Here is a 13,896-nt window from a genome sequence, read left to right as displayed (position 1 = left end):
GTGTGATCGCGACGACCGCGATTACCAGTTGTATTTCGCGGTGGCCAGCACGGTCCGCTCGTTGCCGAACACGCACACGGCATACGACTGGCAGCCGCTGACGTAACGCCGGTCGAACAGGTTCGCGACGTTCAGGGCCAGGCGCCAGTGCCGCATCTCGTAGTGCATCGCCAGGTCGTACAGCGTCGTGCTCGGCACCGTCAGCGCATTGTCGGGCGCGCCGGCCGACGCGCTCTGGTAGCGCACGCCGCCGCCGATCCCGAGGCCCGACAGCGGACCCGTGCGCCAGGTCCAGTCGGCCCACAGCGACGCCATCTGCCGCGGCAGCGGCACGGCCACCGGCCAGTGGTTCAGCGACGCGTCGTTCGCCTTCACGTTCTTGACGTCCTGATAGACATACGACGCGACGATCGACAGCTCGCGGGTCAGCTTGCCGACCGCGCTCAGCTCGATGCCGCGCGAGCGCACCTCGCCGGTCTGCACGGACGACGTGCCGGTCGGGTCGAGATTCACCGGCGTCGGCGTCACGACGTTGGTCTGGTTGATCTGATAAACGGCCGCGTTGAGCATCAGGTTCCGGCCGGGCGGCTGCCAGCGCAGCCCGGCCTCCATCTGCGTGCCGCGCGTCGGTTTCGGCAAGCCGCCACCATATAGGCGCACGCCGATCACCGGATCGAACGACGTCGAATAACTCACGTACGGCGACAACCCGGCGTCACCCTCATAGGTGAGCCCGACGCGCCCGGAGAACGCACTGACGTCCTGCTGCTTCTGCGTGCCGGCCGTCCGGTCGTCGAACCGCGCGTTCACCCAGTCCTCGCGGCCGCCGAGCGTCAGCGTCCAGCGCTGCCAGCGGATCTGGTCCTGCGCGTACGCACCGAATCCGTTCATCGCCGTGTACTGATCGACGTGGCCGAGCGACGTCGGGCCGGAGAAGATCGCCGCCGTGACGGGCCGATAGACGGGGTGGTACAGGTTCAGCGACGGCGCCAGCGCGAGCCACACGCTGTTGGTCGTCGTCTGCCGGTCGAATTGCAGGCCGAACAGCAGCGTGTGTTCGAGCGGCCCGGTGCCGAAGCGCGCCTGCGCGTGGTTGTCGATATCGAGCCGGCTGTAGTTGAGCTGGAACAGCCCCGCGAAACGCATCATGTTGGTCGTGCTGCGGGGCGCCAGGCCGTTGCCGAACACCGTCGCGTCGTCGAGCGACAGGCGCGACCAGCGCACGTCCTGGTGCAGCGTCCAGATCGCGTTCACGCGGTGCTCCAGCGCATAACCGAGCGACCATTGCTTCTTCCGGTAGTCGTTGAACCCGGGATCGCCCATGTAGATGTCCTGCGACAGGCGGCCGTTCGGGTTCGGCAGCACCGTGCCCGATGCGGGCAGGAAGTTCGACGAAATGTCGCCGCTGTCCTGCAGGAAGGTCGCGGAGAACGTCAGCGACGTGTCGGCATTCGGCCGCCATCGGAACGACGGCGCCAGCGCGACGCGCCGGTCGCCGTTCGGGCCGGTCACCGCATTGCCGTCGCGGGCCACGCCGACGAAGCGATACGCGTACCGGCCGTCCGGGTCGAGCGTGTCGCCGATGTCGAGCATGAACTGCTTGCGCGCATCGTTGCCGATCTGCACGCCGGCCTCGCGCACGCGCTCGCCGTCGGCGAGCTTCGTGTGCGCGTCGACGATCGCGCCGGGCTCGCCCGCGCCGTACAGCACCGACGTCGGCCCGCGCAGCACCGCGATCGAGTCGATCGTATAGGGGTCGACACGCCAGTTCGCGATCACGGCCGTATTCGGCGCAGCCACACCGTCGACGTACAGCGTCGGCGTGAAGCCGCGCAGCGCCGCATACCAGTCGGTCCGGCTGTCGGCGCCGAACGTCGCGAAACCCGGCACGTAGCGCAGCGCCTGGTTCAGGTCGGCCGCGCCGGTCATCTCGATCTGTTGCGCGGTCACGAGGTTGATCGTCTGCGGGATCTCGGCCACCGGCGTGTCGGTCTTCGTGCCCGCCGTGGTGCGCAGCCCGACGAGCCCGACGGACGATCCGTCGGCCTTCCCTTTCACGTCGATCGGCGGCAGCACGGCCGCCGCCGCGTCGGGCTGCGGCGCCGCTGCCGCGCCCGATGCCTGCGCATGCGCGCCGCCTGCTGCCGCCACGCACAGTGCTCCCCCGGCCGCGACCGCCATTGCGCGTCGCACCGCCCTCGTCCCCGTTAACATCGTTCAATGCTCCGTCGTGCTGGTGGCCGATTCGGCCCGATCGTGGCGCGACGCGCCGCCGGCGTCCGTCCCGTGTTGTCGTTCTGGTGATGTGGGTTGCGCGCGAGTCGGTATGCACTGGCCGATGGCGTCATTCGCGAGCGCAGCGATCATACCGGGCGAACGTGGCGCGGTCTTTAAAAAAGTGCGCAGGCGCGCACGGGCTGGCGAAGCCCGGGTCCCGGGCGCTGGAGACGGTGCATGCGCGGCATCGATCGGGCCAATTCCAATTGCCGCCGGGAAAGGCGGATGAAAGACGGGCACGCTAGACTGCGTGCGGCCCGGGAGCGGCCGCGCACCACGCGGTCCCGGCGTCGCATCGCGCGTAGTCGAGCGCGTCCGGCGTCGCGGCATTACCCGCTGCCAGATTGGCGGAGCCGGTTGCGGCCTTTGCGCCGCAATATCGGCTTACGCGTTTGCGACACCACCGTCATCCCCTCACTACCGAGGACCGTATGCGCCGCATGTCGACCCGACCGCTGTTCGCCGCATTGCTTGCCCTGGGCGCAGTCTTCTGCGCCGTGCCATCCGCCCACGCCTGCGACATACCGGCGGCCGTGACGACGATCGATCCGCCCGGCTACTATGACGACGCCGCCGGTTATGCGCGCGCCGTGAAGCCGATGCGCGATTTCATTTCGCGGCTCAACACGGCGGCGGACAAAGGCGACTGGGCCTGCGCATTGAGCCTGCTGGAAAGCTGGGCGCAGGCCGATGCGCTGATGGGCCGGATCTCGGGCTATCAAGGCTATTACGAGCGCTCATGGGCCGGCACCGACTTCGCGATGGTGATCCTGCGCATGCCGCGCGACGTGCGCGACGCGAATCGCGCGCGCTTCGACGCGATCGATCCATGGCTCGAACGCATCGCGATCGCCACCCGCGATTCGGAAGCGATCAACCATCTGCACAACAACCTCGTGTACTGGGCCGGGCTCGACCTGATCGCCATCGGCACCGTGACCAACAACGCGAGCCTGATCGACTCGGGGCTGCTGCGGGTTCGCGAAGGCATCCGCGACATCGGCCCCGACGGCGCGCTCGCGCGGGAAGTCAAGCGCGGCAACCGCGCGCTGCACTATCACACCTTCGCGCTGCTCCCGCTCGTGTTCGCGGCGGAACTCGTGCAGCGGCGCCATATCGATCTCTACCGGGAAAACAACGGCGCGATCAGCCGCCTCGCGAATCTCGTGATCGACGCGGTGGAAAATCCCGCGAGTTTCACGGCCATCACGCCGATCAAGCAGGATCTGTTTCCGTGGACGTTCCGCGACGAATTGAGCTGGGTCGAGCCGTACTACGCGCGCTTTCACGACCCGCGCCTGCCGGCGATCATCGCACCGCGCCGCCCGTTCGACGAATGGCGGCTCGGCGGCAATGTGACGGCGGTCTGGGGCGCGTCGCTGCCGTAGGCGACACGCGGGCTTCGCGCTGCCGGCGAGTGCGTGACTGCCACGCACTCGATATCCGTTTCCACACGGACACGGCGCGCGGTGTGCCGCCGGCGTTGCACCGGCCCGGCAACCCCGCCGCTTCCTCCATCACCCCCGCACGCGCCGCATCCTCAGCGTCGCCGACGGCGACTCCCCGAACGCCCGCTTGTACTCGATCGCGAACCGCCCGAGGTGCGCGAAGCCCCATTTCAGCGCGATATCCGTCACCGAGGCGAGCCCCGGCGTCGTTTCGGCCAGCAGTTCCTCGCGCACATGTTGCAGCCGCAACTGCCGCACGAAGCCCATCGGCGTGATCCCGTGGCGGCTCCGGAAGCCGGCGAACAGCGTGCTCGGGCTGACGCCGGCGAGTTCGGCGAGCCGCTCGATCGTCAGCGGCTCGTCGAGATGCGCGCGGATGTATTCCTCGACGCGCCGCACATAGAACGGCGCGAGCGCCACCGGCAGGTGCCGCGTGCCGTTGCGCGCGCTGTTCGGGTGGCCGTGCAGCAGCAGGTTGAGCAGCGTCGATTCGAGCTGCTCGAACGCGAGCGGATGACGCAGCGGATGCGCATCCGTCGCGATCGCGCCGGCGAGGATCGGCAGCAACTGGGCCAGACACGTCCCCTGCGGCGATGCCAGGCTGAATTCCGGTTCGAATTCGACCGGCGCGCGCCGGTCGTCGCCGAAATGCCGCTGCGCATGCCGCTCCATCACCTCGCGCTCGATGCGCACGATCACTTGCGGGCACGCATCGCCCCACCGCATCTTGAGCGGCAGCGTCGGCGAGATCAGCGACGCGGTGCCCGGCGACGACACGAAGCGCGTCGAGCCGCATTCGATCTCGGCGTCGCCGCGCAGCGGGATCTGCAGCAGGAAGAAGTGTTCGAGCGGCCCGGGCTCGATGCTGACGCCGCCGCCATAATCGAGCAGGTTCAGCGACACGTTGCCCCAGCGCGCATGATGCATGCTGCTGTGCAGCGCACGCGATTCGCCGGTCGGCGTGAGCCGGTGCGGCTTGAAGACGTCGGCAACCCGCGCGCGCACCTCGTCGACGTCGTTCGACTGCAGCAGCAGGTTGCCGTGATTGAAACAGGCGGCGTCGTCCAGCCAGCCGGTTTCGGAAAATTGCGCCATCGAAGTTCTCCCGTCATGCTCGATCGCACTCGCGCCGTGCATGCGTTCCCCGAATGGGGGAATCCGTCGCACGATCCGGACAGCACCCGGCGTATCCGGACAGTCCGCCCATCGGAACACGCAAGTCCCGCGCAAACGACGCAAGAAACGGACCGTTCGCGCATCGTAGAAAACTGTGCGGGGCTCCCCCATCCGCACATACCCGCAGTCAGCCGCGCATCCGCCCGGGCGCGGCGGCCGGTTCGTCAGGTTTCCGGAATTCGCGGATACCGGCCGAAGAAAGCGGATAGAAGCGCGCATTTCGTCCGCCAATACTGGGCCCGTCACAGACACGAACAGCATGGAGGAACACATGAAAGGACGCCACATCGAGATTCCGGCGCCGGACGGCGGGACGTTTCGCGCCTATCTGAGCACGCCGGCCGGCGGCACCGGGCCGGGCATCGTGCTCTGTCACGAGATCTTCGGCGCGAACGCGACCATGCGGGAGGTGGCCGATTATTACGCGGAGGAAGGCTACACGGTGCTCGTGCCCGACCTGTTCTGGCGTCAGTCCCCGGGCATCGAGCTCGGCCATACCGCGGCCGATGTCGAACGCGCGATGGCCCTGTACCAGGGGTTCGACGAAAACAAGGGCGTCGAGGACGTCGGCGCGGCGCTGAGCGTGCTCACGCAACGGCCGGAATGCACGGGCGCGACCGGCGTGCTCGGCTTCTGCCTCGGCGGCAAGCTCGCGTATCTCGCCGCCTGCCGGCTGCCGGGCGTGGCCGCGGCGGTCAGCTACTACGGCGTGGGCATCGAGCATGCGCTGGACGAGGCGTCGCACCTGCGCGGGCGGCTCGTGCTGCAGATTGCCGGACAGGACCGCTTCTGCCCGCCCGACGCGCAGCAGCGCATCGCCGAAACGCTGTCCGGGCGCGCAGGCGTCGAAGTGTACGTGTATCCGGGCGTCGATCACGCGTTCGCCCGCATCGGCGGCGATCATTTCGACAAGGCCGCTGCGGTCATGGCCCATCAGCGCGCGATCGCCGCGTTCCGCGCCGCGCTCGGCCCGCATTACGACCTCTCCGCGCTGTGGGAAGCGCATATCCGGCACGAATTCGATACGCGCGACGTCGACGCGACGATGGCCACGATGGTCGCCGAGCCGTACGTCAACCATATTCCGACGCTGACGGGCGGCGTCGGCCACGACGAGCTCAAGCGCTTCTACACGCATCACTTCGTGCATGCGAACCCGCCCGACACGACGATCACGCCGATCTCGCGCACGGTCGGCGCGAGCCAGATCGTCGACGAGCTGCTGTTCTGCTTCACGCACACCACCGAGATCGACTGGATGCTGCCCGGCGTCGCGCCGACCGGCAAGCGCGTCGAGATTCCGCTGGTCGCGATCGTGAAGTTTCGTGGCGACAAGCTCTATCACGAACACATCTACTGGGATCAGGCGAGCGTGCTCGTGCAGATCGGCCTGCTCGACGCGGCCGGCCTGCCGGTCGCGGGCGCCGAAACGGCCCGCAAGCTGCTCGACGAAACCGTGCCGTCGAACGGCCTGATGCGCCGCTGGCAGGACAGCGCGCCAGCGCCGGGTGCGCGTTGACGCGGCCCTTCCCTCACCCATCGATTCCAGGAGACACCCCATGACTGCCCTTGCTGGCAAAGTCGCGATCGTCACCGGCGGCGCCACGCTGATCGGCGCCGCGGTCGCGCAGGACCTGAGCCGCGCCGGCGCGTGCGTCGCGATCCTCGATCTCGATGCGGAGAACGGCGCGCGCGTCGCCGATTCGCTGGGCGAGCATGCGATGTTCGTCGCGCTCGACATCACCGACGACCGCGCGATCGAGCAAGCGGTCGCGGTCATCGCTGAACGATTCGGCGCGATCGACCTGCTCGTCAACCTCGCCTGCAGCTATGTCGACAACGGCATCCACGCGACTCGCAACGACTGGCTCGCCGCGATGGACGTCAACGTCGTGTCGGCGGCGATGCTGGCGAAGGCCGTGCATCCGCACATGGTCCGGCGCGGCGGCGGCGCGATCGTGAACTTCAGCTCGATCTCGGCCCAGTGCGCACAGACCGGCCGCTGGCTCTATCCGACCTCCAAGGCGGCGATCCGGCAGCTCACGCGCAGCATGGCGATGGATCTCGCGCCCGATCGCATTCGTGTCAACTCGGTGTCGCCGGGGTGGACCTGGTCGCGCGTGATGGACGAGATGACGCGCGGCGACCGCGCGAAGACCGATCGCGTCGCCGCGCCGTTTCATCTGCTCGGCCGCGTCGGCGATCCGTCGGAGGTCGCGCAGGTCGTGACGTTCCTGTGCAGCGACGCGGCGAGCTTCGTGACGGGCGCCGACTACGCGGTGGACGGCGGTTATTCCGCGATGGGCCCCGAACAGGCGGTGCCGGCCATTCCGCGTCTGGCGGAATGACCGCGGACCGCTCAGACCCCTCGCCATCATTCCGGCCGGACCCCGGCCAAACCAGGACATTCTCATGAGACGCATCGCTATCGTCGGCGCCGGCCAGTCCGGCCTGCAACTCGCTTTCGCCCTGCTCGACCAGGGCTACCACGTCACGCTCGCGACCAACCGCGACGCGGAGCAGATCCGCACCGGCAAGGTCATGTCGAGCCAGTGCATGTTCCATACCGCGTTGCAGATCGAGCGCGATCTCGGCCTGAACACGTGGGAGGAAGCGTGCCCTTCCGTCGAAGGCATCGGCATCGCGGTGCCGCATCCGGACGGAAACGGCCGCAAGGCGATCGACTGGTCGTCGCGGCTGACCCGCTATGCGCAGTCCGTCGACCAGCGCGTGAAGATGGCCGACTGGCTCGATGGCGTCCGGCGCCGTGGCGCGGACGTGCGCATCGGCGATATCGGCGTGCCCGAACTCGAGGAACTGGCGCGCAGCCACGACCTCGTGCTGCTCGCGGCCGGCAAGGGCGAGATCGTCAACCTGCTGGGCCGCGACGACGCGCGCAGCGCGTTCGACCGCCCGCAACGCGCGCTCGCCCTCACCTACGTGAAAGGGATGACGCCGAGCCAGCCGTATTCGCGCGTGCGCTTCAACCTGCTGCCCGGCATCGGCGAGTACTTCGTGTTCCCCGCGCTGACCACGACGGGCCCGTGCGAAATCATGGTGTTCGAAGGCATTCCGGGCGGCCCGCTCGACTGCTGGGCCGACGTGAAGACGCCCGAGCAGCATCTCGACAGGAGCCTGTCGTTCCTGCAGCAGTATGTGCCGTGGGAATTCGAGCGCTGCCGCGACGTCGAGCTCACCGATCCGAACGGCACGCTGTCCGGGCGCTTCGCGCCGACGGTGCGCAAGCCGTTCTTCCGGCTGCCGTCGGGTCGCACGGTCTTCGGGATGGCCGACGCCGTGGTGGTCAACGATCCGATCACCGGCCAGGGATCGAACAACGCCGCGAAATGCGCGAACGCGTATTTCGATGCGATCGTCGCGCGCGATGCCGCGCCGTTCGGCGAAGACTGGATGCAGCAGACCTTCGAAGGCTACTGGGCGTATGCGCAGCATGTCGTGCGCTGGACCAACTCGCTGCTCACGCCGCCGCCGCCGCACATCCTCGAACTGCTCGGCGCGGCCGGTCAGTTGCCGTCGCTCGCCGCGGCGCTCGTCGACGGCTTCGACGATCCGCGCCGGTTCTCGCCGTGGTGGTTCGAGCCGTCGGCCTGCGCGGCGTTCATCCGCGAACACAGTGCGCGTTCGGAGTAATCGACATGGAAACGACCGTTCCCGGCAATCCGGCCATCGACCCGCTGCAATTGCGCGCCGCCTTCGGGCAGTTTCCGACCGGCGTCACCGTGATCACCACGTGCGCGGCCGACGGACGCAAGGTGGGCCTCACGGCCAATTCGTTCTCGTCGCTGTCGCTGGACCCGCCGCTCGTGCTGTGGAGCCTCCGGAAGATCGCGCCGAGCCGCCCCGATTTCATCGCGGCCAGCCACTTCGCGATCAACATCCTCGCGCACGACCAGATCGACCTGTCGCGCCGCTTCGCGACGCCCAGCGCCGACAAGTTCGACGGCGTGCATCACGTGGATTCGGATAGTGGCGGCGTGCCGTGCCTCGACGGCGCGAGCGCGCGCTTCGTGTGCCGCAACGTCGGTCACTACGAAGGCGGCGATCACCTGCTCTTCATCGGCCAGATCGAGCAGTTCGCCGCGTTCGGCAAGGCGCCGCTCGTGTTCCATGCGGGCCAGTATCGCGCGATCGCCGATCATCCCGATCTTTCACGCGCCATTTGATTAGTTATACCAATAAATAACCAGGAGGTGGTGGACATGAAATTCGGCTCTCGCCTGCTCGTCGCCGCAGGCCTCGCGCTCGCCGGCATCGCCGGTCACGCGCCGGCCAATGCGACCGACCTGCCGTCGGTCAACCTCGGCATGACCAGTTTCCTCGACGGGATGCCGCCGGCCGGCTCCGGCTGGTACGGTACGCAGTACTTCCAGTACTACACGGCCGGCCGCGTCAACGACAATGCCGGCAACAAGGTCGGCCTGCCGAAGCAGGACATCGACCTGTTCGCGGGGTTGAGCCAGCTCGTCTATCAGTCGCCGCTGACGTTCGCCGGGATGCATCCGGGCCTCGACGTGATCCTGCCGTGGATCGCGTCTGCGCATACGGACGACGGCATCGGCAACGTCGCGCTGAATGCGCGGGCCGGTTTCGGCGATCTGCTGATCGGCCCGTTCATCCAGTTCGACCCGGTGATGGGCGCGCAGGGCCCGCGCTTCGCGCAGCGCGTGGAATTCCAGTTCATCGCGCCGACCGGCGCGTACGATCCGGCGCGCGCGATCAACCCGGGCAGTCATTTCTGGTCGTTCGATCCGTACTGGGCCGCGACGCTGTGGCTCACGCCGAAATGGACCGTGTCATGGCGGCTGCACTATCTGTGGAACGCGACCAACCATCAGCCGGCCACGGCGCTCGGCCCCGACGTGACGTCGACCCAGGCCGGCCAGGCGATCCATGCCAACTTCGCGACCGAGTATGAAGTGCGTCCCGGCCTGCGGCTGGGGCTGAACGGCTATTGGCTGCGCCAGACCACCGACATGAAGGAAAACGGGCAGGACGTGCCCGGCACACGGGAAGCCGTGCTGGCGATCGGCCCGGGTGCGATGGTCAGCTTCTCGCCGCAGGATCACCTGCTGTTCAACGCGTACTTCGAGGTCCATGCGCGCAACCGGCCGCAGGGGACGCGGATGGTGCTGCGTTATGTGCATCACTTCCAGTGAGACCGGCGATCGATCGCCGGGCATCGCATCCGGCACGCGCGCCGTGTTCGTTCAAGCGGCGCTAACGGGCTCGTCGATCCGCAGCAGCCGGCCGGCGAGTGCGAGGCCGACGAGCGGCACGCCGATCGTGACGCCGCGCGAACACCGGTCGCGATCCGCGACCTTTGCTTCATCGCTCAAAACGCGATGCCGGCAAACTTCGCCGGCATTCAGGTTAGCAGTAGGGGGCCGCCGAAAAGGCGGTGGACTACGGCTTGTTCCATGGCCGACCATGGGTCCAGGATGCATTGACACCGCTATGGTCAACCTGTCTCGCGGCACCGCCTGGGGAGGAAGCCTCCATGAAACCTGTTGCCGTGCCGGCCGGCGGGTGCTTCAGGGCCGGCACGCAAATCCTTTACTGGCGATCCCTCTCGCTCACGGCGCCACGCCAACGAACGTCGGCAGCAGCACGCGATACACGTGAATCATCGCCGGCCCGAGCAGCACGAGCATCAGCGCGGGAAAGATGCAGAAGATCAGCGGGAACAGCAGCTTCAATGCGATCTTCGCCGCGCGCTCTTCCGCGCGCATCCGCCGCCGCGTACGCAGCATGTCCGACAGCACGCGCAGCGATTCGCTGATGCTCGTGCCGAAGCGATCGGCCTGGATCAGCATCGCGCAGAACGATTCGATGTCCTCGACACCGGTCCGCAGCGCGAGATTGCGCAGCGCCGTTTCCTTCGTGAAGCCGGAGCGCATCTCGAGCAGCAGCAGGTCGAGTTCGCTTGCGACCACCTCGCTGCGAAACCGCAGCTCCTCGCTCACCTTCATCAGCGCCGCGTCGAGCCCCAGCCCCGCCTCGACGCACACCGTCAGCAAATCGAGCGCGTCCGGAAAATCCTCGAAGATCTTCTGCTGGCGCACCTTGACCCGCTGCGACAGCACGACGTTCGGGATGTAGTAGCCGATCCCGGCGAGCGCCACGAGGATGACCGACAGCAGCTCGCGCTCGTTGCCGATTTCCGTCGTGATCAGCGCCAGCAGCGCCGTGCACGGCAACGCGAGCGCGAGCAGCGTCTTCGCGGTGAAATACAGCGCGGCCGCACTCTGGTCGCGCCAGCCGGCATTCATGAGCCGGATGCGCAGCGGCGAATTCTCCCAGCCCTCCTTCGGCACCGACAGCTTCGAGATCGGGGTGGACAGATCGACCAGCTTCGCGACCCAGCGCGACGCCAGATCGTCGCCGCCGCCCGGGCCCGCGACGGCACCCGCCCCGGCCCCGCCGGCCTGCTGGAGCCGGCGCTGGATATTACGCGGCGCGAACAGCAGCATCGCGACCAGCGCGCCGCCGGCCACGAAGATGAACAAGCCGCCCAGCATCACGGCCTGGACTACGCTGAGGTTTTGCATGACAGCCTCGCAACGGTTCGTTAATCGATTGGCGCGTCAGACGCGAATCCGGACAATGCGGCGGATCCAGAACAGGCCGAACAGCATCGACACCAGCATCCCGCCGACCATCCTGATCCCGGCCGGATCCTCCCAGAGCACCGACAAAAACTCGCGGTTCAGCAGCGCCATCACCGCCGCGGTGCCGAACGGCAGCAGCCCGAGAATCCACGCCGACAGCCGCCCTTCCGCGGACAGCACGCGCACCTTGTCGAACAGCTTGAAGCGCTCGCGGATCAGCGCGGCGATGCTGTCGAGCAGCTCGGCCAGGTTGCCGCCCGTCTCGCGCTGGATCAGCACCGCGATCACGAAGTAGCGCAGGTCCTGCACCGGCACACGGGTCGCGAGGTTCATCAGCGCATCGTGCAGCGACACGCCGTAGTTGACCTCGTCGAACGTGATCCGGAATTCGCCGCCCATCGGATCGGGAAACTCGTCGCCGACCATCCCGAGCGTGCCCGTGAACGAATGCCCGGAACGCAGCGCGCGCGCGATCATGTCGCAGATGTCCGGCAACTGCCGTTCGAGCTTGCGCATGCGGCTTCCGCGGCGGCGCATCACATACATCATCGGCATGCACGCGACGAGCAGCACGACCGGCAGCACGGCGATCTGCGGCAGCGTGGCGAAGCTCAGCGCGAGCCACGTGCATGCCGGCAACGCCGTGCTGAGCATGATCAGCTTCGGCAGCGTCCAGTCGAGGCCGGATTGCTGGATCACCAGATCGAGCCGATGCACGCGCGGCACGCGCAGCAGCAAGCGATCGAACGGCTTCGAGTCGTCGAGCATCCGCTTCTTCAGGATCGACAGCCGCTCCTGCTGCACGTTGCCGCCGGCCGACATCGCGCGAATGCGCGATTCGATCCGGCGCGCGGCGCTGCCGTGCCGCGCGTTCCACCATTGATAGACGCCTTCGATCGTGAGCACGACCGCGACGAAGGTGAGAATCACAAAGGCATAAAAGATCGTGTTCATGAAGCCTCCCCGGGAGCAAGCGGCGACCGGCCGTCAGTTCGTCTCGTAACGCTGGGACGGGTCGTAGAGCGAATCCGGCAGGTTGATGCCGAACGCCTGCAGCCGCTCGACGAACTTCGGCCGCACGCCGGTCGCGCAGAAATGGCCGCGTACCGAGCCGTCGCGGTCCACGCCCATGCGCTTGAACGTGAAGATCTCCTGCATGTTGATGATGTCGCCTTCCATCCCGGTCAGCTCCTGGATGCTGACGATCTTGCGCTTGCCGTCGGTGAGCCGCGCCGCCTGCACGACCACCGAGATCGCCGACGCGATCTGCTGGCGCATCGTCTTCGGCGGCAGCGCCAGCCCGGAGATGCTGATCATGTTCTCGAGCCGCGTCAGCGCGTCGCGCGGCGTGTTCGCATGGATCGTCGCGAGCGAGCCTTCGTGGCCGGTGTTCATCGCGTTGAGCATGTCGAGCGCTTCGGCACCGCGCACTTCGCCGAGGATGATCCGGTCCGGCCGCATCCGCAGCGCGTTGCGCACCAGCGTGCGTTGCGTGATCTCGCCCTTGCCTTCGATGTTCGGCGGGCGCGTTTCGAGCCGCAGCACGTGCGGCTGCTGCAGCTGCAGCTCGGCCGCGTCCTCGATCGTCACGATCCGCTCGTTGCGCGGAATGTAGCCGGACAGGATGTTGAGCAGCGTCGTCTTGCCGCTGCCGGTGCCGCCCGACACGAGCACGTTCACCTTCGCGCGCGACAGCGCGTCGAGCAGCTCCGCCATCGGCGGCGTCAGGCTGTGGAAGCGAACCAGGTCGTCCATCTTCAGCGGGTTGACCGCGAAGCGCCGAATCGACATCAGCGGCCCGTCGATCGCCGACGGCGGGATGATCGCGTTCACGCGCGAGCCGTCCGGCAGCCGCGCATCGACCATCGGGCTCGATTCGTCGATGCGGCGCCCGACACGCGACACGATCTTCTCGATCACCTTCATCAGGTGCGCGTCGTCGTAGAACGTCACGTCGGTCAGTTCCAGCTGGCCGCAACGCTCGACGTACACCTGCCGGTACGTGTTCACGAGGATGTCGGAGATGCCGGGATCGCGCAGCAGCGCTTCGAGCGGGCCGAAACCGAACATCTCGTCGTACACGTCGATCGCGAGCTGGCGCCGCTCGATGTCGTTCGCGGGCATCCGCTCGTCGTCGAGGATCCGCGAGATCAGCGCGGAGATTTCCTGGCGGACCTGTTCCGGCGGCATCCGCGACAGGCGCTCCAGCTCGACGCGTTCGAGCACGGCCAGGTGAATTTCGCGGCGCAGCTTCTGGTACGCGTCGCGTACCGACGAATGGGCCGGGCCCGCCGGTTCACTGCCCGTCGCCAGCGGGGCCGTCCGGTGCAACGACATCTGTTCGCGCAATGACATGATGGTTTCCC

12 protein-coding genes are annotated in these 13,896 nt (G+C 67.5%); 6 read left to right on the top strand and 6 right to left on the bottom strand.

What is annotated here, in order from left to right; genetic code table 11:
• Positions 1–21: 21 nt before the first annotated feature.
• Positions 22–2,214 (bottom strand): TonB-dependent siderophore receptor, encoded by a 2,193-nt coding sequence (locus tag VL15_RS37330; RefSeq protein ID WP_048251904.1) that lies wholly within the window; start codon positions 2,212–2,214, stop codon positions 22–24.
• Between the two features lie 503 nt (positions 2,215–2,717).
• On the opposite strand from VL15_RS37330, the gene VL15_RS37325 reads away from it, so the two are divergent.
• Entirely contained in the window at positions 2,718–3,665 is a 948-nt protein-coding gene (locus VL15_RS37325) for a mannuronate-specific alginate lyase (protein ID WP_230684613.1), read from the top strand.
• Between the two features lie 129 nt (positions 3,666–3,794).
• Here VL15_RS37325 and VL15_RS37320 read toward each other — a convergent pair whose 3' ends face one another.
• A complete protein-coding gene (locus VL15_RS37320; RefSeq protein WP_048251901.1) occupies positions 3,795–4,820 on the bottom strand; it encodes an AraC family transcriptional regulator in 1,026 nt (341 codons plus the stop codon).
• A gap of 352 nt (positions 4,821–5,172) precedes the next feature.
• Here VL15_RS37320 and VL15_RS37315 point away from each other — a divergent pair, with 352 nt between their 5' ends.
• The 5 genes from VL15_RS37315 (at position 5,173) to VL15_RS37295 (ending at position 10,078) form a co-directional block, all read left to right on the top strand.
• On the top strand, positions 5,173–6,420 hold the full coding sequence (locus VL15_RS37315) for a dienelactone hydrolase family protein (protein ID WP_048251945.1): 1,248 nt from the start codon (positions 5,173–5,175) through the stop codon (positions 6,418–6,420).
• 40 nt (positions 6,421–6,460) lie between these two features.
• Entirely contained in the window at positions 6,461–7,249 is a 789-nt protein-coding gene (locus VL15_RS37310) for an SDR family oxidoreductase (RefSeq protein ID WP_048251899.1), read from the top strand.
• Between the two features lie 64 nt (positions 7,250–7,313).
• A complete protein-coding gene (locus tag VL15_RS37305) occupies positions 7,314–8,552 on the top strand; it encodes a styrene monooxygenase/indole monooxygenase family protein (RefSeq protein ID WP_048251897.1) in 1,239 nt (412 codons plus the stop codon).
• Between the two features lie 5 nt (positions 8,553–8,557).
• Positions 8,558–9,085, top strand: coding sequence for a flavin reductase family protein (locus VL15_RS37300; protein WP_048251896.1), 528 nt, complete (start codon positions 8,558–8,560; stop codon positions 9,083–9,085).
• 36 nt (positions 9,086–9,121) lie between these two features.
• Positions 9,122–10,078 (top strand): SphA family protein, encoded by a 957-nt coding sequence (locus VL15_RS37295; protein ID WP_048251894.1) that lies wholly within the window; start codon positions 9,122–9,124, stop codon positions 10,076–10,078.
• Between the two features lie 51 nt (positions 10,079–10,129).
• Here VL15_RS37295 and VL15_RS43650 read toward each other — a convergent pair whose 3' ends face one another.
• The 4 genes from VL15_RS43650 to VL15_RS37280 all read right to left on the bottom strand — a co-directional run bounded on the left by VL15_RS43650 (position 10,130) and on the right by VL15_RS37280 (position 13,885).
• The gene (locus tag VL15_RS43650) at positions 10,130–10,258 is read right to left on the bottom strand and encodes a hypothetical protein (RefSeq protein ID WP_268991252.1); all 129 of its coding nucleotides are present in this window, start codon (positions 10,256–10,258) and stop codon (positions 10,130–10,132) included.
• A gap of 237 nt (positions 10,259–10,495) precedes the next feature.
• A complete protein-coding gene (locus tag VL15_RS37290) occupies positions 10,496–11,470 on the bottom strand; it encodes a type II secretion system F family protein (RefSeq protein ID WP_048251893.1) in 975 nt (324 codons plus the stop codon).
• Positions 11,471–11,506: 36 nt separating this feature from the next.
• Complete coding sequence (locus VL15_RS37285; RefSeq protein ID WP_048251892.1) at positions 11,507–12,484, bottom strand: type II secretion system F family protein; 978 nt, start codon at positions 12,482–12,484, stop codon at positions 11,507–11,509.
• A 33-nt stretch (positions 12,485–12,517) separates the two neighbouring features.
• Entirely contained in the window at positions 12,518–13,885 is a 1,368-nt protein-coding gene (locus tag VL15_RS37280; RefSeq protein WP_048251891.1) for a CpaF family protein, read from the bottom strand.
• Positions 13,886–13,896 lie beyond the last annotated feature (11 nt).

Source organism: Burkholderia cepacia (assembly GCF_001039005.1).
Classification (GTDB): Bacteria; Pseudomonadota; Gammaproteobacteria; order Burkholderiales; family Burkholderiaceae; genus Burkholderia; species Burkholderia theae.
Note: the sequence above shows the minus strand (reverse complement) of the source record. Positions and strands in the feature narration are given on the sequence as shown.